Origin of the sequence: Vibrio ziniensis (assembly GCF_011064285.1) — a bacterium.
Taxonomy (GTDB): domain Bacteria; phylum Pseudomonadota; class Gammaproteobacteria; order Enterobacterales; family Vibrionaceae; genus Vibrio; species Vibrio ziniensis.
The window spans coordinates 932,056-957,065 of sequence record NZ_CP049332.1; the positions used below are offsets into that span (position 1 = coordinate 932,056).

Genomic DNA, 25,010 nt, shown 5'->3' on the forward strand with positions numbered 1-25,010 from the left:
CGTATTTCTTATTGACCTTAAATCTTCGTCCTAACGCGGGGGAAAGAAATGCGTTTACGAATAGGGGCACGAGTTTTTTCTCGTGAAGTTAACTGATCGAATAGATTTTGCATTTCTTCAACTTTTTCGGGCATCACTTCAGCAAGGTTATTTAGCTGGCCAATATCATCGAAAAGGTCATACAACTGTGGTGATGGGAGATTGCCTTTTTCATTGCCAGTGTACTGACAGATAAAGTCATCATCATGAGCGGGAATATATACATAGCGTCGATCTCGGAATACTTTTTTGTACTGCATCCCTTCCAGAATCATGTTTTTTCGCCCATAGGGATGAAGACCGATTAATGTACATAGTTGGTCTTCACTATCTGGCGCTTCATTTTCGCTTAACTGATAGCCAATTAGTATTGCCAGACTATGGTACAGATCAACTTGGCTGATTAATGCGTTGCTTAGTTTTTCTGTGGTAACGTTAGGCCAGCTTACGATAAATGGAACTCGGGTTCCGCCTTCAAACAAACTGTATTTCCCTCCGCGTAATGGCCCAGCCATCTTATGGTCTCCATTTAGTTCAATCGCTTGATCCTTATAACCATCATTGAGTACGGGACCATTATCGCTAGAAAAAATCACCAGAGTATTTTCTTTTAATCCTAATGCTTCAAGTTTGTTCAAAACCTGACCAATGCACCAATCCATCTCGACAATGACATCGCCACGAGCACCATGTGGTGTGGTATCCCTGAATTTAGGGTTTGGGATGCGTGGTACGTGTGGCTGATGAAGTGCGTAGTAGAGAAAAAATGGCGTATGCTGGTTTTGTTCGATGAACTCTATGGCTTTTTCGGTAAATCGCTCACCCATGGTTTCATCATCCCAGATCGCCGATTGACCACCGCGCATATGACCGATACGGCTAACACCATTGATGATGGTACCGTCATGACCATGATCGTACATCATGTCTAGTAGTTCCGGATGGTTTCGTCCATTGGGTACATCCGTAAACGCCTTGTTCCAGTCATAAGTGACTTCTATGGGATCGTTTGGATCAAGGTTTTCGACATTTCGGTTATCAATGTATACGCAGGGCACTCTATCGTTAGTTGCCGCCATGATAAAAGACTGATCGAAACCAACATCATTCGGTGTACCAGATATCAATTTATTGAAATCAAGATTACCGTCTCCTAAGCCCAAATGCCATTTACCAACAATACCAGTGCGATAGCCTTGCTTTTTGAACATCTTAGGCAGTGTAGGCTGATTTTTACCGATGATTTGTGGTGCATCACCGGACAACACAGCCGCATTAGGATTTCGCCATGGATAGCTACCAGTAAGCAAACTATAGCGAGAAGGGGTGCAGGTTGCAGCAGTGGCATAACCTTGGCTAAATTTAGTGCCTTCTTCCGCAAGCTTATCAAGGTTTGGCGTGGGGATATTATTCGCACCATAACAGCTTAAGTCGCCAAAACCCAAGTCATCGGCATAGAGAATAATTACATTTGGAAGCGTGTTGGTCATTGGAACTCCTTAGAGTTTGGGTAAGGTAGTAGTTCGTCTAAAATTCTTTGTTGTGCCCACGGGTCATCAATACGAGATAGCTCTGCTGCGAGAAGGGTAAGCAATTCTTTGGCAAGACTGGCACTGCATTGCCAAGAGATGTCAGCTAGTTGATAGGGGTCTGTCTTATAGTCGAAAAGCAACATATCATCAAGATTCATATCGCGATCGATTGTTAATGCGAAGGTATAACGATCAGTTCTAATTCCCCTACTTTGAGGAAAATAGCTGATAACTTTACCGTTATCGTCTTTATCACCATCCAAGTTGCGAATGTAGAGTGCGCAGGTAGGAGCTTCACTCCTGGTGTTATCGAGAATAAAAGGCGCTTTGCTTTGACCTGTAATGCCCGAAGGTAAGCGTTCTTTTAGACCTAGCATCTCTAATACGGTGGGCATGATATCTGCGCTATTTAGAAACGTTGAAGAGACTATAGGAAGAGATTGTCCGATATCTTTGATTAAGAATGGCACAAGAAAAGCTTCTTCATAAATCACGTTTTTCGCGTCTGTCAACCCATGACTACACAGGGTTTCACCATGATCACTAGTGAACACAACGATAGTGTTGTCCCACTCACCAATATCTTTTAACGCCTGGATAATCCGTCCAAATTGCTGGTCAACGCCGCTGACATTGGCAAAGTAATACCGTGCGCTAGAAGCTTTATCTAAGTCTAAATTTGCGTTATCTCGTACTAGCAATTGTTCATCAATGAACTTTTCGTATAGTTTTAAGTCTTGCTCGCGGCAGTCGTTGAGACTTTGATAGGGGCTGTGTGGAGGATTCATTGAGACAAACAAAGCAAATGGCTGACCGACCTCTCTTTCACCGAATTCATTTTTCAAATAGGAAATCGCTTTTTCGGCTTCGTGCTCAGCAGACCAAGTGTGTGGTTCGTACCTTACACCGTGTGTGTCGTAATAGTGAGGGTTATGGTGATTGTCAAACGTTCCGTAACCATACCAATAGTGAATTCCGTGCCTACGAGCTAGCTCAGTATAGGAATCCCAAGCTGGGACAGATGGGTCGACGTATTCACCGGGTCTATCTGGAGCATTAGGTGTAGGCAAATCAAGATGCCATTTTCCTATATATCCTACGTGGTAACCTGACTGAGCAAGAATATCCGTAAAACAGGTTATATTTATTGGTAGATTAGAAATAATACGGTCAGAATTACAATTAAGTGGTACACCGCTTTTATTTGGATACTGACCGGTAAATAAACTTCCTCGATGTGGACTACATACAGGGCAATTACTTACTGCGTTCGGTAAAAGATAAGCTTGTTGAGAAAAACTATCCAAATTTGGTGTGTAAACTGGATCAGGAACTCCAGAACAATGTTTATTAAATAAGAGTTCATTCCATAAGCTCATCGACATTTGTCTAAATTGATCTGGGAATATATAGAGGAGGTTAGGTTTATTCATCATTAGTACTTCAATATAAAAATACATATGATTTTATCGCCAATTAAATTGTTTTTTTGATGACTTTATTTTAAGTCGATCGCAAACGGAAATTAATGTCTCTATCTAAATGTTATTATCAACACCTATTATTTACTCCTTTGAATGTTAATAATCTATAGAAGTTATCAATATGTATATTACGACAGTGAAACCTTCAGCTTGCAACCCTTTTCATGTGTTGGTCAAACCCATAGGTCCCTTGTGTAATCTGGATTGTGACTACTGCTTTTATCTTGATAAATCGGAGCTTTTTCCGAATAAAAATCGTTTTGATATGAGCGACGAAGCGTTAGAAGCACACATTAAGGCCTATATTGAAGGTCAACCTAGTGGCACTAATGAAGTAACGTTTGGTTGGCAAGGAGGCGAGCCAACGCTTCGAGGTATTGAGTTTTATAAGAAAGCAATAGCATTTCAGCATCATTATAAGCGTCATGGAATGACAGTAGTGAACACGTTTCAAACGAATGGAGTATTGCTTGATGATGATTGGGCATTGTTTCTGAAACAACATCACTTCTTGGTGGGAATCAGTATTGATGGTGATGAACAGTTGCATAACCATTTTCGTAAGTATAGAAATGGTAAAGGCTCTTATCTGCAGGCTGTAAGAGGTCTGCGTCTACTTCAAAAATATGGTGTGGAATATAACGTGCTTACCGCTGTGCAAGCGAACAATGGCAGTCATGGTCGACGGGTTTACCAACACCTAGTGTCTTTAGGGGCTGAATTCATTCAGTTTATTCCTGTCGTTGAAGCGGTGGTTGACGTGGGGATTTCTGATCGAAGCGTAGGATCAGAGCAGTTTGGACACTTCATGATTGACGTGTTTAACGCATGGCGCGAAAAGGATATTGGAAAAATATTTGTTAGCCATTTTGATAATGCACTGGGCATGAGCTTGGGAATGCCGTCATCTATTTGTGTCCACTCTCCCAAGTGTGGATACAATTTAGTGATTGAGCATAATGGTGATGTATACAGCTGTGATCATTTTGTTTATCCCGAATTTAAGCTTGGTAACATCGAGCGCAACAACTATCCAGATCTAATTGAAACGCCTATTCAACAGAGTTTTGCTTGTGGGAAGCTGGTGGCAAGTGATTTGCACTGTGTTAACTGCTCACAACGCCGCTTGTGTCATGGCGCTTGTCCTGCGCACAGAATCACGTTAAGTGGAAGAATATCCTTTAAAGAAAAACAATATCTTTGCGAAGGGTATTTTATTTTTTTTACCTTTGTCCAACCGTATTTAAATGCAATGAAAAAGTGTTTGATGAAAAAATTACCAATTACCTATTACTTAAATATGATTTGATAAAAATATTAGATTTCAAATTGTGATTATACATTTGCGACGAGCTTAAAGAAATTATCTTTTTATCTTATTTTGAAAGTTTTTTTGTTAAATTTAACGAGTTGATTTTATGAAAGTGTAATTTTATATTTTATTGTAAAATGCGATTCAATCTAAAAATAATCGAGACAAATAGGTGAAGTTATGACTCAGATATCGAAAATATAAAAAGTCGTTTTAATATTAATATCCTGTGATATTTAATTATTTCCAACAAAACAGATTACTTAATTGAGTGAATATTTATAATGTCTGTCTGCTGGAAAGATTTAACTGAACAAAATAATTTATTTGCCACTCGCCAGAGTGTTGCCGAATTAGCCAAAAACGTGTTGCATCAGCACGCCATGATTATTTCTGACCAAGTTAAATTAGATGTTCAAGCGAATAGTGCGGCGCATTATACCCGCCAGACGGCTGATATTGAGTATGTATGTCGTTTACTATGGTTAGCGGTTCCTTCTAAGCACATACATTCAGAAATCAATCATTTATTGAGCCAGAGAATCATTGATGGCACTACGCCAGAGTTGAGCAACTTCTGGCAGCATGCGAAGGACTACGACCAGCGTGTTGTTGAAATGTCTGCCATTGCGATGGCATTAGTAGAAGCACCTGAAATTTATTGGCAGCCACTTAATGAAAAGCAAAAAACAAACCTCTCTGATTGGTTGCTATCGTCAACTTACATCGCACTTCCACCGAATAATTGGTATTGGTTCCGTGTTCTTATTTTGGAATCGCTTTCTGGTTTGGGTATTGAAATTGATACCCTGAACTTAGAGTTTGATCTTCAATCTATCGACGAAATGCAGCTTCAACAAGGCTGGTTTGAAGATGGTGCTACGGGGGTTATGGATTATTACAACCCTATGGGATTCCATCTTTATGCGTTGATGTATTGTCGATGGAATCCCAATTCACCTCGTAAAGAGGTGCTGCTTAATAACGCGTTAGAGTTTACAAAAACCTATCGGAATTGGTTTGACTCAGAAGGACGCCAACTAGCTTATGGTCGTTCTTTAAACTATCGTTTTGCGGTTTTAGCATTTTGGGCAGAACTAGCCAGAGTAATCCCGAATCATCCAGACATAAGCTTATGGCGTACTTTGTGGACCAATGGTATGAACTGGTGGTCGAATCAACCCATTTCTGATAGCAACGGTATGTTGTTACCAGGGTTTGCGTATCCCAATTTGCTCATGAGTGAGTTCTATACCAGTTCTGTGTCACCGCTGTTAGCGTTTAAGGCATTTAACGCCTTAGCGATGGAAGAGACTCATCCATTCTGGCAATCAACATTGGAATCTCTGCCTGAAATGGCTGAAGTGCAATGGATCAACGATAGGCATCTCCAGTGGCGAAACGGTGGAACTTATTTGCTGACGAATGCTTCGGGCAGCAACGAGCTAAGAGAATGTGCTGATAAATACTATAAGTTCGCATATAGCTCAGCTCATGGATTTTGTATCGATAGTGTACGTTGGATAAATCAAGGGTGGGTTGGTGATAATATTTTGGCTTTTCAACATCCAGACACTATGCAGTGGTATAGCAGGACTCACCACATAAGTGCTTTTCGAGAAGCAGATACGTTAGTTTCAATTTGGTCTCCTTTTATGGGGTGCCGAGTTATTACCTGTCAAACTTTGCAAACAGATCGCGAAGTTCGAATTCATCGCATAACGAGCGATCGAAATTTGTCTTTCATAATGACGGGATACTGTGTGGATGAATGGCGAAGTTGGTTTAGCCATGTTATCGCCGCTCCGTCTCGTATTGAATCAAAAAATCTATTTAGTGAACTGCGGTTAGTGAAAGGCCAAGGACATGCTTGTTGTTACCCATGTGCTCCAAACACTAACGTTGTATATCCGCATTCCAGTGTTCCCGCTATTTCTGGCGTTATCCAAGCTGGTAACTCAGACATTGAAGTACAAGTACTGGCAGGAAGTTTGGGAGTATTACACGAGTAATACTCTAAGTGCCTCAAATAATTACATTGAAAACAAAAACGTTGAAACACTAGTCATCTTATGGAGTTAAATATGAGAAAACATAATAAGATACCTCATCTAGGAAAAGCAGCCGTCGCAGTTACTGTAGCTCTGTCTTTCTCTAGTTGGGCTGGTTCTTATAACGAAGCCCCTCAACTTGCTGAGTTAGTAAAATCGGGCAAGTTACCAAAAGTTGAACAGCGTCTACCTGAAAACCCACTCATCGTTGAGCCCAATGAATCTATTGGTCAGTACGGTGGCACATTAAATTTAGTGGGTAAAGTGGTTGATAACGGTCATCGCACTCGTACTATTGCTTATGACAACTTATTCAACTTCGACACTACTTACTCGAAAGTTATTCCCAACTTAGCGACAAGTTTTACTTCAAACGCTGACAATACAGAGTTCATTATTCATCTGCGTAAAGGTGTTAAGTGGTCTGATGGTACGCCTTTTACCGCTGAAGATATTGCCTTCTATATCAACGATATCGTAGGCGATCCTGAGCATTCTGGTAACCGTCCTCTGGTTCTTCCTAATCATGATTCTGCAAAAGCAGAAGTGTTAGACACATACAGCGTAAAAATCACGTTAGCTCAACCAAATGGTTTATTCATCCGCAGCTTAGCGACAGTGGACAGTGAAAGTTATACTGCATTCCCGAAACACTACTGTTCTAAGTTCTTGCCTAAGTTTAACGATAAAGCGGTAGGGAACGCGAAAGCTGCAGGGTTTGATTCATGGCGTCAATACGCATCAACAAAATGCGAAGCGCATTACTTTATTGAACACTATGCAAACGTTGAACGCCCAGTCCTGACTGCATGGAAAGTCACTACTCCTCCTGGGCCAAATGCGAGCTATGCGGTATTTGAACGTAACCCATACTACTGGCAAGTGGATACCGAAGGTAACCAGTTACCGTATTTAGATGCTGTTCGCTGGCGCTACAGTGAAGATCAAGAGGAGATGGTACTTCGTGCTGCTAATGGTGAAGCAGATTATCAGCATCGCCATATTGGACAAACTTCTTACCGTTCATTGTTGATTGAAAACGAAGATAAAGGCGGTTACAGCTATGAGTTTCGTCCAAATACTCAAAGTACTGAGTTGGCTATCGCACTGAACCAAACAGTGAAAGACCCACTTAAGCGTGAACTCTTTCAAAACAAAGATTTCCGTATCGCACTTTCACATGCTATTGACCGTGAAGAGATCAGTGAAACGGTTTATTCAGGTGCTGTAGGAGCTTTTCAAGCTGCGCCGCTTAGCATTTCACCTTTCTACGATGAAGAAATGGCAAAGCAGTACACGGAATTTGATCTTAAAAAGGCGAATGACATTCTAGATTCCCTTGGCCTGACTAAACGCGACAGCGAAGGCTACCGTTTACTGAAGAATGGTGAGCGTTTGCGTATTGAAGCGCTGTCAAAAGTTTCAAACAAAGGTGTTCTTGCCGACTCTTTAGAGCTAGTTAAGAACCAATGGAAAGAAGTGGGTATTTTCTTGGATATTCGTGTTCTTGAAATTAACCATGTAATTAACTTACGCCTGACTAATGACTTCGATCTTATTCCCATTATCGGCGATGGTGGTGTAGGTATTATTGATGAAGCGCGTTTTTACTTACCATTTAGCCCAGAATCGACTTGGGGATTGGGATACTACCTATGGGCAAGTGAACCTGACAACGAGTATGCAGTCGAGCCACCTAAGCATATCAAGCACCAAATCGATTTATGGAACAAATTGAAGCAGACCTCTTCTCAAGAAAAACAACAGAACTACATGAAAGAAATTATCCAAATTGCTAAGGAAAACTTCTATGTTATGGGTACTGTTGAAGCAATGCCTGCTGGTGTCGTTGTCAGCAATAAGTTGCAAAACGTTCCAGAAAATATGCCGCAAAACTACAACTTCCCAACTCCGGGACCAATGCGTATGAGCCAGCTTTGGAAAAGCCAATAACAAATAACTTTTCTTAATTTTTGCCCCACTTGGGTGTGGGGCATTTCTATGGATTTTCATAGCAATTATTAAATTTATCAGTGGTGCGTTTTATAAATCTACTCATATGGAATGATTCGGTTTAACGCATCCTTAAGCATTGTTCAGAGTTTGTTGTCACTATTAAGGAACAGTAATGAACAGTTTTTTTCTGTTTGCAGGTAAGCGGCTAGTGTCGATACTCGTCACATTGTTAGCTGTATCTATTGTCGTATTCGCTGTCATTGATCTTCCTCCTGGTGATTTTGCTTCCGCCAAAATTGCCGAGCTTCAATCTATGGGGCAAACGGTAGATCCACAGATGATTTTTACTATGCGAGAGATGTATGGTCTAGATAAGCCTCTCTGGGAGCGTTATCTCAATTGGATATCTGGATTATTAGTGGGGGACCTTGGTATTTCGTTAACCACTAACCAATCTGTATGGACAACGATTGAACCTCGGATATGGCCAACGGTTGCACTTGCAGCAGCAGTCTTCTTCTTTCAATTTTTAATCGCTATCCCAATTGGTATGTACTCGGCTTTACGTCAGTACTCGTGGGGTGACTATGTCGCAACGATTTTCGGTTTTATTGGTATGGCAACGCCTAACTTTGTTATTGCTATTGTTGCATTGCTAATCGGTTATTACAGCTTCGATACTGTTGTGTCAGGCTTGTATTCTGACGAATATCTAGACCAACCTATGTCTTGGAGCAAACTGATTGATGCAGCTTCAAGAAGCTGGATTTATATCCTAGTTGTCGGTACTGCAGGTATGGCCGGTATTATTCGAATCATGCGTGCAAACTTACTTGATGAGTTGAAAAAGCCATATGTAAAAACGGCTCGAGCCAAGGGACAAACGGAAGCAAAACTCATTTTGAAATACCCAGTACGTATCGCTGTGCTTCCTATCGTTTCAACTATCGGCTGGATGCTTCCAGCACTTCTTGGAGCTGATATTATCGTAAGCCAAGTGATGAACATTCCAACACTAGGCCCATTAATGCTTGCATCCTTACGCTCACAGGACATGTATGTGGCTGGCGATGTTCTATTGATTATGTCCATTCTCACCATCATTGGCACATTGATTTCTGACTTTTTACTGTACTGGATTGACCCTCGAGTACGTGTCGGCGTTGCGAAGGAGTTTTAATTATGACTACGTCTGCTATTCGAAATCTTGGGCATCTGTTTAAACGCCGCAAGAAAAATATCGATTTAAGTACTGCAACTCAGTGGCAACTGATCGGTTTGAAAATGCGCCAACACAAACTGGCTTGGTACAGTTTGAAATTTCTAGTGATTGTTTATGTTATCGCAGCATTTGCTGAGTTCTTTGCTCCATTTGACCCCAGTGAAAACTGGCGACGCTACACTTATTCTCCTCCGCAGTCGGTTAGTTTGTTTGAAAACAGCACTGAAGGATGGCGTTGGGCTCCACATTTGGAGTTGTATCAAAGTAAAACAGATAAGCGCACCTTAAAAAGGCATTATGTGTTAGATCTAAACACGAAAGCTTACTTCTCATTCTTTGGTAAGACAGAACCATATGAGCTAATGGGTTTTATTCCTATGAGTTATAAGTTCATTGTGCCGCATGACACAAAGCAACCTTTCTTTATCTTGGGCTCTGATCGTATGGGGCGAGATATGTTGTCACGCCTTATCTATGGTGCGCGCATTTCTTTGTCCGTTGGCTTAATGGGGGTATTAACGACTTTTGTATTGGGTATTTTGATCGGTGGCATATCTGGTTACTTTGGCGGTACCATCGATAATATCATTCAACGTACGATCGAGTTTATCAAATCGATTCCTACGCTTCCGTTGTGGATGGCTCTGTCAGCTTCTTTGCCAGCAGAATGGAGCTCACTTACTAAGTATTTTCTAATCACCATCATTCTGGGGCTCGTCTCATGGCCAGATATGGCGAGGGTGGTGCGAAGCCGCTTTATGTCTTTGCGTGGAGAGGAATATGTAGCTGCGGCTTGGTTGGATGGTAACAGTCCGTTCGAAATTATCCGCCGTTATATGGTACCGAACTTCATGAGCCACATTATTGCAGTTGTGACTCTAGCCATTCCTATGATGATCCTTGGTGAAACAGCATTAAGTTTCCTTGGACTAGGATTACAAGCTCCTATGGTGAGCTGGGGTGTTTTACTTCAAGAGGCACAAAACATCCGAGCGTTAGCTGAAGCAACCTGGTTACTTATCCCTGCGGTGGCTGTAATTATAGTAATTCTAGCGATGAATTTCGTTGGTGATGGTCTACGTGATGCGTGTGACCCATACCATGATCAAGGGACAAAATAATGAGCGATAAAATTCTACAAATAAAGAATCTCAATGTGAGTTTCCCAACCAGCATGGAACATTTCCATGCTGTCAAAAATGTTTCGTTCGATTTATATCGTGGTGAAACACTGTCTGTCATCGGCGAGTCTGGGTCAGGTAAGTCGGTCACATCATCCGCCATTATGCAGCTCTTGGATAAACCAGGCCGTATCGATTCTGGTGAAATTCTTTATACAACCGAAACCGATGATGTTATTGACATCGCACAAATTGATCCTCGTAGTAAAAGCATGCGCTCTCTACGCTGTTTCAATTTCTCTTTGGTTTCGCAAGAGCCAATGGCGGCATTAAGTCCGGTTCATACAGTGGGTGATCAAATTATAGAGGTATTGTGTTTAGTTGACCCTAGCATGACCAAACAAGTCGCGCATTTACGTGCTATCGAATTACTCGAACAAGTTCAGATGCCCGAACCATCGAGTTTAATCAACAAATACTCATTTGAGTTGTCTGGTGGGCAGAGACAACGAGTAGTGATTGCTATGGCGATTGCCTCGCGTCCAGATGTTTTGATTGCCGATGAACCCACCACGGCATTGGATGTAACAACGCAAGCAGAAATCTTGCAGCTATTCAAAAAACTACAAGATGAAATTGGTATGGCAATTTTGTTTATTACTCATGACTTAGGGGTTGTCGCTCAAATTTCGGACCGAGTTGTGGTGATGGAAAAAGGAGAGGTAGTTGAATGTGGTAGCGTTCGACAAGTGTTTGAATGCCCAGAGCATCCATATACCAAGAAATTAATGGAAGCAACAAGGTCATTAGAAAGGCCTTCAAAGGTGAAAGTACCGTATCGAATGCAAGAAGGCCATGAGATACGCCCAATTTTGGATTTGAATGGCGTGACGAAAGTCTTTCATAAGCCTGCAAAAATGTTTGAGAAAAAGAGTACGATGACCGCTGTTGACAACGCACAACTCAAACTTTATCCGGGAGAATCACTGGGGATTGTCGGCGAATCGGGATCGGGTAAAAGTACCCTTGGTAGAGCCATTTTGGGAATGTCACCAGCGACATCAGGTACGATTCAATATGTTGATAAAAAGGGTGGAGTTGAAATCGAATTGTCCAACTATAAGCGTGTAGTTCGTGATCCACTATTTGCAGACCTTCGTTTGATTTTTCAAGACCCTTGGTCGTCTTTGAACCCTCGTATGACAGTGTTCGACATCATTGAAGAACCACTGATTAAGCTACGTACTGAAATGAATAAAGCAGAGCGTGAAGAGCGTGTACGTAACATTATGAAGTGGGTGGGGTTGTTGCCTCAATTTTCTAGTCGCTATCCTCATGCATTTTCTGGAGGTCAAAGGCAGAGGATAGTCATTGCTCGGGCATTAGTCACTATTCCTAAAGTTGTGATTGCTGATGAGGCTACTGCTGCTCTTGATGTATCTCTCCGTTCTCAAGTATTGGATTTGCTTATTGAGTTTCAAAATATATATGGCACGGCATTCATTCTAATCACGCACGATATTGCTACCGTGAAGTATTTCTGTGATCGGGTGTTAGTGCTTCAAAACGGAAAAATTGTTGAACAGGGTTCGGTAGACAGAGTGATATATCACCCTGAGCAAGCCTATACACAACAATTAATCGCGGCTGTACCGATTGCTGAATTAGCATCAGAAACATCAGCCGAGTTAGTTTAATTTTGTTAATTGAAGCCTTCTCATTAGGGACACTGAGAAGGCTTGTCTCGTTGGAGATCTAGCATGAATGTTTGGCACAGAATGTCGATCGTTGGTAGGTTTTATTTTGTCACTAGTTTGTTGCTGGTGGTGATTGCGATGATTGGTGGTATTGGCTTTTGGCAAAGCCAGAAATTAACGGATCAGTTAGATTACATAGCCAAGTACTCTATGGATGAGCTAGCTCTTTTATCTGTTGTGGAGAAGGAGTTAGTGGAGTTAGAAACAGATATAGCTAATTTTAATGCCGATACATGGAAAGACATTAGTGAACATGTGTTAAAACACATCATTTTTTCCAAGCAAACAGTTGCCAATATAGATAAGCAGAATGATGGAGCTAGTCTGGAGTGGGTGGTACCAGAATCCTTTGAACAGGATTTCCAACGCTTGACCAACATGATGAAAGCACATGATGATTTGCGCGTAGATCAAGCAAAATATATTCAAGAATATCGTTTAGTTTCTTCACAAGTTAAACGTTTCATCTATACCGTTACCGCGACAGAGACTGACATGAATAATGCAATGTTAGCTGAAAACTTGAGCAGTCGTTTAGATTCATTGATGTTCAATACAGATAAAGCACTAGATTCATTTCGACTAGATGATACAGAGGAGTTTTTTGAAAAAAATAAAGCGATTAGTCGAGATATCACCGCAATGGTATCTGATCTTGCTTTGCGATCAAGTCATGTGACGAAGAGAAATATTAAGCTAGTTGAGTTATTGATAGATCATAGTCTTAGTATAGACGGTGTAGCTTACAACCATTTACAGATGATTAAACTGTCTCTCGAAGAAAAAAGCATGACTGAGAAAATGTCGTATGATATTAGACAGCAAATAAATTCTTTAGAAGCTTTTAGAGATGTTGTCATCGTTGAAGCTCAAAACAAGGTGTTGGAGGTAAAAGAGCAGCAAAACAGCTATATGTTGCAGCTAATTGCCCTAATCATAGCGACTGGATTGCTATCTTTAGGATTAGTAATCGCCACTTCTCGAAATATTCAATCAGGATTGAATGCTCTCCGGATGGTGCTAAATGCGATGGCAAATCGTGACCTCACTCTTCAAACAATTTATAGCAAAAGTAGAGAAATGGCTTGGCTAGGTTCGCATGTTGAATCGGTACGTACATCGCAATGTGAATTGCTAAGTCAGTTACAGAAATCTTCACTAACACTCAACGAGGTGGTTGAGCATAACAGTATTGATGTTCATCAGACCGGGTGTTTTGTAAGGCAACAAGTGGATTTATCTGACGAAATCGCTTCTCTTACAGAACAAATGGAAGAAGTTATTAACCAAGTAGCAAAGCAAGCCCAAGAAACGAACGAAAAAATGGTATTAGCTGTACGAGAGTCTCAGAAAGGATATGAACATATTTCACTAAACGATTCGTGTATTAGCTCTACGTCTAGGCTCTTGGAACAGGCGGTAACAACCATTGAGCATTTAGTAAAAGACGCGAAACATATAGAATCAGCATTATCAATGATTGAGGAAATTGCAGCTCAAACTAATTTGTTAGCATTAAATGCGGCGATAGAAGCTGCAAGAGCAGGGCAGCATGGTAGGGGCTTTGCTGTTGTTGCCGATGAAGTTCGGCAATTAGCGACGAATACGACCAAATCTACGAATGGTATACTAGGTAATATTCAGTCGTTACAACGTAGTGTTTCTCAATCAGTCAGTCTTATTCAACAATGTAAAACCAGTATGCAGGAGGCTCAGCTTAGCTCGAATATTTCATTTGATTCAGTAAAAGAAGTCAAAATGTGCATAGATACGGCGGCTGAAATGTCGGCTTCGATATCTGTTGCTACCTCACAACAATTAGCAACTAGTCATGTGATGGTTGAGAAACTTGCAGCGATTAAAATCAGCTCGAATAGCAGCATAAGAAGTGTTGAATCACTTTCTGATAGCATCAATGAGATAAAACAAGTGTCTCTAAGGCAACGTGAGTTAGTGAGAGATTTTATCATTTAGAGCTCATGATGATAATGTTTATTAAATGATATGTAATTGTTTGACTACCTAACTTTTTTTGTATGAAAGGCAATAAAAATCACTAAAACTGTTAAATCCAGCGATAAATTGCGAAAAAAGATAACTGAACCCTATTTTTTTGGAGAACATTATTTTAAATTATTGGCTAGACGTTTATTCGTTTAGAAACGTGTTTTAGTTTTGGGAGTGCTGCAATGTGTGGCAGTCTATTTGAATCGAACTCATGTCAACTGTCTATTGGGCGATACAGAGTATGTCGATAAAATGAATATTAAAAATAGGTAAAACAAGATGACAGCTGACAAGCAACCCGAATCGGTTTCATCCGTATTAAAAACATTCGGTATTTTACAGGCGCTTGCGACTCAAAAAGATATCGGAATCAGTGAGCTAGCTCAAAGATTGATGATGTCGAAAAGTACGGTGTATCGTTTTTTACAAACGATGAAATCTCTTGGTTATGTATCTCAAGAAGGTGAAACCGAGAACTATTCGCTAACTCTAAAACTATTTGAGCTTGGCGCGGCTGCACTTGAGTACGTTGATTTGGTTGAATTAGCGAATGGCGAAATGCGCCGTATTTCGGATTTAACTATGGAAGCACTTCACTTAGGTGCTCTAGATGGCGATAGCATTATTTATGTGCATAAATTGGACTCTAAGTACAACCTGCGTATGCAATCGCGTATTGGTCGTCGTAACCCGCTTTATTCAACTGCAATTGGTAAAGTTTTGCTTTGTGTTCGTCCAGAACAGGAAGTTCGCGATATCCTCTCTGAAGTTGAGTTCGTTCAAACTACAGAGCGCACTCACAAAGATGTCGATTCACTATTAGTTGAATTAGCATTGGTTAAAGATCAAGGTTTCGCTGAGGACGTTGAAGAACAAGAAATCGGTCTAAGATGTATCGCTGTGCCAGTTTATGATCGTTTCAACCAAGTGATTGCTGGCTTAAGTATTTCTCTTCCAACCATCCGTTTTACTGAAGAGAAAAAAGCAGAGTACATCTGTGAATTACATGCAGCAGCGCGCCGCATTTCAGAAAAATTAGGTTGTACAGTTTACCCGTACGCAGACTAAATTAATTCGATTAAATCGTAAAAAGCCGTATGTTGTATAGTGACATACGGCTTTTTTATATTCTATTTTTTACGTTTAAAGAAGATGGTTTTATACCAATGTCACTATTAATCTGTTCAGTATTAGACAATGAGCACCGACCATAAACATGCACTTATCGTTTACTCCATCTTTGGGGCCCCGTCGAGTCTTCTAAGACTCGGAGGTGATGCTTATCGGTACTCGATTGATTAGATGATGTGATTGGTATTACAAACTTCTTATATATCCCCGCAAGATTGAACAGAATCTCACTCTACATTGACATATTTGTCTTAATGATTTGGCATTGTATTCATATGAACAAGTGATGGTTTAAGGGAATTCGAGTGGAGTTTTGTCAAGAAGATCGCAAAGCGTTATATGACGTGTGGATGTCGCAGAAGGCGAAGATGCATCTAACTCAAATGGAAATAACAAAGCGTCTTGGTGTGAGCCAAGTTGAGTTTTCAAACCTTCTACGTGGTACAGAGCCACTATCAATGTCCTTTGTAACCAAGTTTTGTAAACATTTACATGTGGAACCAGCAAATGTTTTACCAACTTTGAAGTATAGTTGCGGTAAAGTGGAATCCTCTGTCTATTTACGAAATAGAATTTGTGTAGATGGTGAAATACAAAAAGTGTATGTCGAAGGTAACCAGGTAGTAATCGAGTATGTACATGTGACTCAATAGGTTACGTATATATCAATCTATTAGCTGCTTAAATGCCATCCACATAAAATGGATGGCATCTAGAAGTTTATCTATTCAGTTACTAAACATTGCTAAATGCTTAGAGCTCAGATGACGCTCTAGTTACAGATATCATTGGATTTTCTATGCTTTCATTTGCGTTTAGGATAAAAGTATAGCTTCCAGTTTCTGCAACACTTAGAACGCAATTATCACTAGTTCCAAGCTCAAGAGAATCACTGGTTTGTTCCGATAAGGCACAACCTATGTTTGGATTCGACCAACTGGCATCAGCAAACTTAAATTCATGGCTGCCTGCTGCTAGTGCTCCAGTTACTGAGTATACGCCGTTACCGATAAATGTCATTGCCCAGTCCTGATTGTCGGACCATCCGTTCATTGTTCCTTTTACGTAAACAACAGTTTCGCCGTAAGGTGGGATGCTTGAAACGTCTTTGTTCGACGTGTTTACAGGTAAACCGGCTCCTTGTGCGCCAACTTGAGGTTGTACGAAGACTGCTGTTGTCAATGCTGGTACTGTAAAGGTTTCTCCAGAAAAATTCGCACCTTTAACTACGTCATCCGCTGAGTTTTGCTGAATTTCGTGAAGTTCAAAACTGCTTGAACCCGTTACAGTAAACGATTGTTCATCCGATGAAGCATTAATAATTACGACGATAGCATCGTAGATTGGGTCTAAGTCTTGACCAGCAGATATCCCATCATCTATAGACATAACGATTAAGCCTGATTGCTGCTCTTTGCCAACGTTGTGAAAGTCGACTCGGTTCATCACTTCTTGAGCAGTATCTAGACGGAAAAGTTCACTGGATGTCCGGATTTTGAGAAGCTCTAGAAATTGTTGTTTAGTTAGTTCAATGTTAGTAGTATCAGGTTTAGCTGTACTGTCACTTACAATTGTTTTTATAAGATCCCAGTTGTCGCTGTCTTTGTCTTCTCGAGGCAATCCTACATTCCAGTTGTTTTTACTCCCATCGAAAAAGACACGGTTGAACCAGTCACCAGAATCATAGGAATCGCGTTGCATCGATTTAGAACGAAGTAACTCAGAGCCCATATGTATGAAGGGAATACCTTGACCTAACATTACCGTTGATAGTGATACGCTTTGCATACGCGCACGATTAGCAGAGCTAGTGCCCGTTGCGATTTTATATGCGTTGTTGTCCCACAAAGTTTGGTTATCGTGTTTTGAAACATAAGCGATGTTTTCGGATGGAACTTTAGTGTAACCGGCAGGTGCTCCATTATAATCTATATTCTTACCAAGCTTGGTTTCGCCTGTATAGTCGATAAGGACATACTCAGCTAAGTTGCCTGCCATACCTAGTCGCACTAAATCTTGGTTATGTAGACGTTCATTGATAGATTCGTCATCCATTTTAGTTTCTTCGTTTGCATAAGCTGCATTACCAAAGCCTTGATTGTAACGAAGTGAGTGGTTTCCTTCTGAATCAACACCTCCGTCAAAAGGACTACCACCGCGGACAGCGTCACGTAGACGGTCAGAGAAAGTTCCAATCTCTGTGCCAGCCATGTTCAGTTGTGTTGCTTGATCAAAACGAGCATTGTTAGCGACTTCACCAAAGTCCCAACCTTCACCGTAGAATAGGGTATTGGAGTCGATTTGACGGATTTGCTCTAACGCATCGACCATAAGGTTTTTGGGTTGATGTCCCATTAAATCAAAGCGGAAACCATCAACCTTGTAGTCGGATGCCCATACCTTGAGCGAATCGACCATGAGTTTTCCCATCATCAAATTTTCGGTAGCAGTATTATCACAACAAGTTGAGTTTTCAACGCCGCCGGAATTTACATTTAGACGGTGATAGTACCCTGGTACAATTTTATCGAGTACGGATTTATCGTTAACACCTGATGCATTAGTATGGTTGTAGACAACGTCCATGATCAGTTTTAGATTCATTTTGTGTACAGATTGAACCATTTCACGGAACTCGAGAATGCGTTGAGAGCCGTTTGGATTTGTCGCATAGCTGCCTTCGGGCACTGTGTAATGATAAGGGTCATAACCCCAGTTGAAGCTGTCAAGTCCTCGCAGATCACTCATCAGTGATTGAGCAGAACCTGTAGTAGGATCATAACTGTTGAGTACATCTTGGATACTGCTTGCCTCATCCGCTGATTCACAGACAGATGCGTCCGGTTTGATGGAACATAGCTTGCCAATGGTGTCATTAATGTCAATACGGTTAGCTTCGTTTTCGTCTACGGTTGCAATATCGAATGCTGGTAGAATATGGAGTGTTGTTAGGCCTGCGTCCCTCAGCGCTTGTAAGTGAGTCACCGATTCGCGATCTGCTTCCGTTAGTGCTAGGTATTTGCCGTTGTACGCTGCAGTTCCTTTGTTGTCATTGAAGCTAAAGTCCCGAAGGTGAGATTCATATAATACATGATCTTCGTCTTTCTCTAACGTTGGGCGAGCATCATCGTCCCAGCCTTGTGGAAGTAAACTTGAGTCGTTTAAATCTACAACTTGAGAATACAACGAATTAGTTGACAGGCTTAATGAGTATGGGTCTGTGACTAGGCGAGTCTCAATAACACCTGTAGTTGGATGGTAAACCTTAACTTGGTAACGGTAGAACTTATTCACTAAGTTATTTAATGGATCAGAAATCCAAATGCCAGTCACCGTGTCTTCAGTCATCGGAATGATAGACTCTTCCTGTAGGTCCTCGTCGTAAGTAATCAGAGAAACGTTTTGGGCTGTAGGCGCCCACAGTTTGAAAGTTACCGCTTCACCTTCCAACACCGCCCCCAATTCTTGCGATACTGCATTACCTGCATCTGCGTTTGCAAATACGTCGTCTAAGACTCCTGATTTTTGTACTTGTGTAGCAGATAATATATCGCCGTCTGAGTTGTATGCCACCATCACAATTTGCGATTTGAGAATTGTATGAAGTGTTGCGTCGTCGATATCTATATTTACGGCGGGCAAGCTAGATAGATGGCGAAAGCGAGATTTTAACTGGTCAGATAGAACGCCGGATTTACTTAGTTCTACTGCAGACCCTGCGGTGATTTGTTGATTTTCGTCGATTTGTATTTCGTTGTTTAAGCTGTAATGAAGTTTAATTGAATCAGCATTTGCGACTGCTTCCCATGCAATTGTCGTTGCATCCAACCAGTGTGCTTTTTGACCATCGATTCCTATGGGTAGTCCTTCGATTGGCTCATAGAAAAGTTCACTACTTCCGTGAAAGCCAAACACTCCTTTTGAAGCCCCAAGTTGAGATAGTTCAACTTTAGAGTTGGAACTGCCGAACGCTTTATCATCGCCGTTGTGTAAAATGAAATTCATACATTTGTATGGGTCATTAGCGTCTGGATCAACTTTGAGCACGTAGTATGCTCCATAGGTTGCGCTAATTCCGTCGTAAAGGCGTGGATACCCCCAGTCTGTTCCGCTGCTCTTAATACCCATTGCTTCTAAATCTGTACTTGTACAACCTTCTCCATTCCACAGATGCAATCCCCAGCCTTCATAGTCGCTTGATGTCGAAGCCGCATCGCGTTTGTAATAGATAACGACTTCATTTTCAGCTGTAGAATAAAAATCGGAACTAGAGTTGGACGTTGTTCCGTTCGAGTTGTCACTGCCACAGCCACTCAGTATTGCAGTAGAAACCAATGGTAATAGGCTTTTTGCAACTATTGATAATTTAAATGTTCTTTTGTTCACGTTTGCAAATCCATTTTTATTGAAATCATTTAAAGGGATGACGATTTTTGAGAGCAAACAGCAAGTAGCAAAATAGGTACTGTTAGGTACAAAAACCGAAATGAAAAGTTCAACGAAATGCTAATACAGTGAATCATCAGCAAAATGTGAGAGTTAGCGGCTTAGTTTTTTACGCATGAAAAATTTGTTATTCCATAGATTTTTGTCACAAATTAAATAACAAATTGGATGCATAGCGAGAGGTTCTACACAGACTTGTATAGCAATTTTTCGAGGGAGTAGTGAAGGGGGATGACTTGGATGGAGGATATCTAAGCCTTAAAAGCGTGATAAACATCCATAAAAATTAGATGGATAATTTTTGAACTAAAAGAAGTAAGAGTGAAAATAAAAAAAACCACTCGTATGGAAGCGAGTGGCATTAAGGCAGAAATCGTAGTTTCTCTAGATTTTGAACTTAAAGTTCAAATTAAGCTTTGAAAGATGCTGGTAGGTCTGCGATGTAAACCGCTGGAACACCTTCGAAGTCACTAGTAAATAGTACGCCGTCATCACCTGGAGTGAATGATGGGTGTGGGTGTGTAATTTGACGATCACCGTCTAATACGTCCCATGAAGTACTGTGTTTACATAGTTTAGTCGCTGTTTTCGCTTTAGTATTTAGTACATATAAGAACGGGTCGTTCTCGATGTCGTAGCTTTCAGCATCTGCAACGTCAACTGGTGCATCACAACCGTCACCAACCATTAGAGAACCATCAAAGTTACTCATTAGGTGTGAACATGGTGGCATTACCATTACTTCTTCGTTTTCTAGTGTTTCAGGGTTCGCTTTGTAGATCACGCGATCAGATTGACCTTTGAAGTAAGATACGTAAGCCATTGCGCTGCCATCTGGAATCCAGAATTCATGCGTGCAAGACTCACCAGGAGCGTGTTCTTTGATCTTGCGAACGTTGCTGCCATCTTCGTTTACTAGCCACATACGAGCATCAACTAGGTCGTGTGGACCTTCGTGACAGAAGCCAACAGTTGAATCGTCAAATGGACGGTAGATAGGGTGACCTAACCATGCTTTGTCTTGGTGAACAACTTCAAGTTCGCCAGTTGCGATGTCAACTTTGATTAGACGACATGTTGGGTTTGTATGGTAGAACTCAGCGAATTTTTCCCAAGAAGTCAGTGGTGCCCAATCTGCTTTTAGGATCTCGATGCCCACTAACTTAGTACAGTCAGAGTTTGCAACCCAAGTACCGTAACCTTTCCACTCTGGATCAACCGTGTACACAACACGTTCTTCTAGAGTTTCTAGGTCAACCTGCATTAGGTTTAGCTCAGCTTTCACATAGAAGAATGATTTGTCATCAGTAGAGATGAAACCACCGAATGTGTTGTCGCCTTTACCTTCAGTAAGCTGAGTCGCTTTTTGAGTTTTAAGGTCAACAAGGTAGTAGTTACGGTTACCGTCAAAATCACCAGCTAGAAGCAGTTTTTCACCGTTGTTAGTGAAACACTTTTGGTAGAAATAGTTACGATGACAGATTACGTCTTTAGGGGTGATACGCGTTACTTTTACGTTAGTGTCACTATCAGTAAAAGTTTCGAATTCAAGGTTTAGGATGTCACCTTTAGCCACGATAAATCTCCTAATATAAATGAAGTAGGCAGCCTCATGCTGCCCACTTTAGATTGATTAACGAACAGAAATTGATTCGTTTAAATCGTCAATTTTCGCACTCTTCTTCAGACCGTAACCAACAGCGAATACTGCTGCCGCACATGCCAAGAACAGTAGGCGTCCCCATAATGGGTTTGGAATTAGAACCATTGTTGTTAGACCAGCCGCCATGTAGATAACTAGAGTACCTAGTTTAGCGCGTTGCATACGGTCAACAACGTCTTGTCCTTCTTCTTCAACACATTCAGTGTCAACGTCTTTGAAGAATTCTGCAGTTACTTCTTTATGTGTGTCTTTCTCTTCTTTGTAGAATAGAGTGGTTAGACAGAAGAAACCAGCAGTTAGGAATAGGTGAGCTGCGATTGTGATCATAGTCTTCATTTCGCCAGCTTCACGACGAGTTAGCTCTTCAATACCGAACCAGTTTGCTACGTAGCTTGGAGTAAATACGTTTACTACTAACCAAGATACAAACATACCGAATACTACTGTTGCCCAAGGAGCCCATTTAGGCGTCTTACGGATCAAGATACCTAGGAATAGTGGTACTAGGATTGGAGATTGAAGTAATGTCGCAACTTGCATCATTAGATCGAATAGGCTTAGGTGCTTCAGTGAGCTGAAGAACTGAGCCATTAGGATTACTAAGATACCGTTGATAGTACAAGCGATTTGACCTGCACGTAGAAGCTCTTTGTCGTTTGCTTTGCCTTTACGAACGATAGTTGCGTAGAAGCTGCGCACGAAGATACCAGAGTTACGGTTCAGTGCTGAGTCCATAGAAGACATGGTTGCAGCGAACAAACCAGCCATTAGTAGACCAACAGTACCAAGAGGCATTGTCTCACGAGCAAATACTAGGTAAACAGCATCGCTAGCTTTAGCGCCTAGGTTAGGGTATGCCGCAGCTGCATCAGGATACATGATTGCAGAAGCCCATGGTGGGATGAACCAAATGATTGCACCAAACACCATCATCACTAGAGCCATCAACGCAGCTTTGCTTGCGTTTTTAGAGTCTTTAGCGTTTAGGAAACGGTAAGATTCCTGCATGTTGTTGATACTTTGAAGCTGCTTCACGATGAAGAAGATGAAAGAGCCAACAAGCAGTAATGGGTAGTTCATGTCAGGACCCATTACGAAACCACCAGGGAAGTTGTTGATGATTTCAGAAGGACCGCCAACGAAGTATAGAGCAACACCCGCACACGCAATTGAAATAACAGCAACGATCAGAGTTTGGATAAAGTCTGATGCTACAACACCCCAAGCACCACTCAATAGAGAGATGATAAGAACTGCTGCACCTGTTACATAGATGGTGGTTGTGATGTCTGCATTGAATACTGCTGAAGCAAATACACCTAGACCGTTCAACCAAACACCAGCGTTAATTACGCTAAGTGGGATGATAACCCAAGTGAAGAATTGCTCGTTCGTATCACCGAAACGACGTTTAACAGCTTCCGTAGGAGTGTCAACGCGCATTTGACGGAAACGACGTGCAAAGTAGAAGTATGCAAATACGTATGCAACCATGTTACCAACGAACACAGCTAGAATTGCAAAGCCATCGCTGAAGGCTTTACCTGCTGCACCTGTAAAGGTCCAAGCAGAGAATTGGGTCATGAATGCTGTAGCACCAACCATCCACCAGAGCATTTTACCGCCCCCACGGAAGTAGTCACTGGTGCTATTGCTAGCCATCTTTTTGAATAGCAGACTGATCGCAACCATCAGTGCGAAGTAGCCAGCTATTACAATGTAATCATATTGCATAGTGATATCTCATAAGTTTTACATCAAAAAAATTTTTCGTACATTCTCTACCAAAAAAATAGAAATGTATGTGATTAAAATCAAAACGTCGGTTTATTTTTAGTAGGTTAGCATTTTCGAAATGATTTTTGCAATAAAAATGCGTTACAAATTGTATGTGTTTATGACTGAGAATTTCTTATTAGTTATTGATAAAAAAGAGATTTATTTATCATCATGTCAGCCATTTTGGTGTGTGTTTTTCAGGCTAATCTAGCTCTAATGTCATAACCGGCTTCAATGTTTTGAGCATAATTAATACAGCTGATTTTAGACTAAAGACGTTCCTTAAGAATGTCAGATTTTGCTGATTTAAGTTGTAGATGTCTTAACTCTCACTATTGGTACAAAAAACAGTGAGAGTTATGGTTAATTAATGAGTATCAAATTTGGCAACATGAGAGGTGGGTTGAGTGTGGTTACTCATCTTTTAGTTGAAGTCTTGCGCCAATAGGCTTGGTGCCCAGCCGCTGAAAATGTTTTTTAAGCTGTAATTCATTTTGTCATCAGTGCTCATTTCAAAATGATCACCTCCATATTGAGCTAAAGGTTGGTTGTTAAAGGTATGGAAACGAGAGTCTTCAGCATAGAACCAAATGGATGCTCCATCTTTTGCTTTGCCGTGCATCTTGTCCCAGCCATGAATATGATTATCAAACTGACATTCGATATAAGCACAATGTCCAATCGCATTTGGGTTAGCATACGACCCATCCGAAAAATTGGTTGTCGGATGCCATGGTCGGCCAAGTCGGTAACTTGCATTGGGAACATGTTCGTTTTCTTTAGTTAAATTGCAGCGATAGAAAACTAAGCCGTACTTTTGTTCGATAAGCGTGCTTGGTGCACTTACGAATCCCAGAGGTTCGTGTCCAGAGCTATCTTCTCGCCAGCGGCAAACTAACTCGCAGTGATTAAACAAGGCTGTACCGCCGCCGAAAATGAAGTCTACAGTGCCCCAAATATCGGTTGATTCGAAATAGCTTCTTCCAGAACTTACATATAGGGTGTCTTGATAACTTTTCAACGTACAATCTCTACATTGAATTTTATCACCTTTGTGTCCAACCAGCAGTGCCACAGCTTGAGTTGCAGAAATTTTAGATGAGTCTGTGTTTTCTTTTCGTTGGTTACCAATGAAATCGAAAGTGTTTTCAATGGTTAATGATTGGAAAGTGATATCAGTGGCATCGGCATTCACTACATAGCTATTGTATGTTGCCCAAATCTTACCATCATTAGCGAGTAATCCGTTTGCCGAAGTATAGCAGATGAAGGTATTGGCTTTTGACGCGCCAACTAAGTGAGTATTAGGACGAGTGATGTGTAATTTTTCTTCGTAGTGACCCGGTTGAATAAAGATGGTGTAGGGTAATGAATTGAGAGGGGCCAAATCCAAAGCTTGTTGAATTGACTCGACATCGCCTTTACCTGATATATCAACAGTAATGTCATACGTTTTCGACATGTATTCAGTCCTTTGTATATTCGCTTAAGATCACTCTAACTAAATAGA

General features: G+C 41.1%; 15 protein-coding genes. 9 read left to right on the forward strand and 6 right to left on the reverse strand.

Annotated features, from left to right (window positions below):
* Positions 1 to 17: 17 nt before the first annotated feature.
* Positions 18 to 1,529 (reverse strand): sulfatase family protein, encoded by a 1,512-nt coding sequence (locus G5S32_RS19140; RefSeq protein WP_165313747.1) that lies wholly within the window; start codon positions 1,527 to 1,529, stop codon positions 18 to 20.
* Positions 1,526 to 3,007, reverse strand: coding sequence for a sulfatase family protein (locus G5S32_RS19145; protein ID WP_246201126.1), 1,482 nt, complete (start codon positions 3,005 to 3,007; stop codon positions 1,526 to 1,528). Before G5S32_RS19145 ends, G5S32_RS19140 begins: the two co-directional genes overlap by 4 nt.
* Before the next feature lie 169 nt (positions 3,008 to 3,176).
* Between G5S32_RS19145 and G5S32_RS19150 the strand changes: the two genes are divergently transcribed.
* From G5S32_RS19150 to G5S32_RS19190, 9 genes are all read left to right on the forward strand, one after another.
* Positions 3,177 to 4,364, forward strand: a complete 1,188-nt coding sequence (locus tag G5S32_RS19150) for an anaerobic sulfatase maturase (RefSeq protein WP_165313748.1) — start codon at positions 3,177 to 3,179, stop codon at positions 4,362 to 4,364.
* Between the two features lie 287 nt (positions 4,365 to 4,651).
* Positions 4,652 to 6,379 (forward strand): DUF2264 domain-containing protein, encoded by a 1,728-nt coding sequence (locus tag G5S32_RS19155; protein ID WP_165313749.1) that lies wholly within the window; start codon positions 4,652 to 4,654, stop codon positions 6,377 to 6,379.
* Between the two features lie 72 nt (positions 6,380 to 6,451).
* On the forward strand, positions 6,452 to 8,371 hold the full coding sequence (locus tag G5S32_RS19160; protein ID WP_165313750.1) for an ABC transporter substrate-binding protein: 1,920 nt from the start codon (positions 6,452 to 6,454) through the stop codon (positions 8,369 to 8,371).
* Positions 8,372 to 8,546: 175 nt separating this feature from the next.
* Entirely contained in the window at positions 8,547 to 9,554 is a 1,008-nt protein-coding gene (locus G5S32_RS19165; RefSeq protein ID WP_165313751.1) for an ABC transporter permease, read from the forward strand.
* Positions 9,555 to 9,556: 2 nt separating this feature from the next.
* The gene (locus tag G5S32_RS19170) at positions 9,557 to 10,717 is read left to right on the forward strand and encodes an ABC transporter permease (RefSeq protein WP_165313752.1); all 1,161 of its coding nucleotides are present in this window, start codon (positions 9,557 to 9,559) and stop codon (positions 10,715 to 10,717) included.
* Positions 10,717 to 12,414 (forward strand): dipeptide ABC transporter ATP-binding protein, encoded by a 1,698-nt coding sequence (locus G5S32_RS19175; protein WP_165313753.1) that lies wholly within the window; start codon positions 10,717 to 10,719, stop codon positions 12,412 to 12,414. The genes G5S32_RS19170 and G5S32_RS19175 overlap by 1 nt, the downstream gene beginning before the upstream one ends.
* A 63-nt stretch (positions 12,415 to 12,477) precedes the next feature.
* Complete coding sequence (locus tag G5S32_RS19180) at positions 12,478 to 14,448, forward strand: HAMP domain-containing methyl-accepting chemotaxis protein (protein WP_165313754.1); 1,971 nt, start codon at positions 12,478 to 12,480, stop codon at positions 14,446 to 14,448.
* A gap of 312 nt (positions 14,449 to 14,760) precedes the next feature.
* Entirely contained in the window at positions 14,761 to 15,549 is a 789-nt protein-coding gene (gene kdgR / locus G5S32_RS19185; RefSeq protein ID WP_165313755.1) for a DNA-binding transcriptional regulator KdgR, read from the forward strand.
* 368 nt (positions 15,550 to 15,917) lie between these two features.
* Positions 15,918 to 16,265: a helix-turn-helix domain-containing protein gene (locus tag G5S32_RS19190; protein WP_165313756.1), complete on the forward strand. Its 348-nt coding sequence runs from the start codon at positions 15,918 to 15,920 to the stop codon at positions 16,263 to 16,265.
* A gap of 100 nt (positions 16,266 to 16,365) precedes the next feature.
* On the opposite strand, the gene pulA is transcribed toward G5S32_RS19190, so the two are convergent.
* From pulA to G5S32_RS19210, 4 genes are all read right to left on the reverse strand, one after another.
* Positions 16,366 to 19,998 carry a pullulanase-type alpha-1,6-glucosidase gene (gene pulA, locus G5S32_RS19195; protein ID WP_165313757.1) on the reverse strand — a complete coding sequence of 1,211 codons (3,633 nt, stop codon included), beginning with the start codon at positions 19,996 to 19,998 and terminating at the stop codon, positions 16,366 to 16,368.
* Between the two features lie 469 nt (positions 19,999 to 20,467).
* Positions 20,468 to 21,634 (reverse strand): oligogalacturonate lyase family protein, encoded by a 1,167-nt coding sequence (locus G5S32_RS19200; protein WP_165313758.1) that lies wholly within the window; start codon positions 21,632 to 21,634, stop codon positions 20,468 to 20,470.
* 57 nt (positions 21,635 to 21,691) lie between these two features.
* Positions 21,692 to 23,455, reverse strand: a complete 1,764-nt coding sequence (locus tag G5S32_RS19205) for a sodium:solute symporter family protein (protein ID WP_165313759.1) — start codon at positions 23,453 to 23,455, stop codon at positions 21,692 to 21,694.
* Between the two features lie 469 nt (positions 23,456 to 23,924).
* Positions 23,925 to 24,962, reverse strand: coding sequence for a pectinesterase family protein (locus G5S32_RS19210; RefSeq protein WP_165313760.1), 1,038 nt, complete (start codon positions 24,960 to 24,962; stop codon positions 23,925 to 23,927).
* Between the last annotated feature and the right edge of the window lie 48 nt (positions 24,963 to 25,010).

Excerpts from the sequence above, each read along its gene's own strand:
- G5S32_RS19150 (WP_165313748.1), top strand. The coding sequence starts at position 3,177 with ATGTATATTACGACAGTGAAACCTTCAGCTTGCAACCCTTTTCATGTG.
- G5S32_RS19160 (WP_165313750.1), top strand. The coding sequence starts at position 6,452 with ATGAGAAAACATAATAAGATACCTCATCTAGGAAAAGCAGCCGTCGCA.
- kdgR (WP_165313755.1), top strand. The coding sequence starts at position 14,761 with ATGACAGCTGACAAGCAACCCGAATCGGTTTCATCCGTATTAAAAACA.
- G5S32_RS19180 (WP_165313754.1), top strand. The coding sequence starts at position 12,478 with ATGAATGTTTGGCACAGAATGTCGATCGTTGGTAGGTTTTATTTTGTC.
- G5S32_RS19145 (WP_246201126.1), bottom strand. The coding sequence starts at position 3,007 with ATGATGAATAAACCTAACCTCCTCTATATATTCCCAGATCAATTTAGA.
- G5S32_RS19170 (WP_165313752.1), top strand. The coding sequence starts at position 9,557 with ATGACTACGTCTGCTATTCGAAATCTTGGGCATCTGTTTAAACGCCGC.
- G5S32_RS19140 (WP_165313747.1), bottom strand. The coding sequence starts at position 1,529 with ATGACCAACACGCTTCCAAATGTAATTATTCTCTATGCCGATGACTTG.
- G5S32_RS19155 (WP_165313749.1), top strand. The coding sequence starts at position 4,652 with ATGTCTGTCTGCTGGAAAGATTTAACTGAACAAAATAATTTATTTGCC.
- G5S32_RS19175 (WP_165313753.1), top strand. The coding sequence starts at position 10,717 with ATGAGCGATAAAATTCTACAAATAAAGAATCTCAATGTGAGTTTCCCA.
- G5S32_RS19165 (WP_165313751.1), top strand. The coding sequence starts at position 8,547 with ATGAACAGTTTTTTTCTGTTTGCAGGTAAGCGGCTAGTGTCGATACTC.
- G5S32_RS19205 (WP_165313759.1), bottom strand. The coding sequence starts at position 23,455 with ATGCAATATGATTACATTGTAATAGCTGGCTACTTCGCACTGATGGTT.
- G5S32_RS19210 (WP_165313760.1), bottom strand. The coding sequence starts at position 24,962 with ATGTCGAAAACGTATGACATTACTGTTGATATATCAGGTAAAGGCGAT.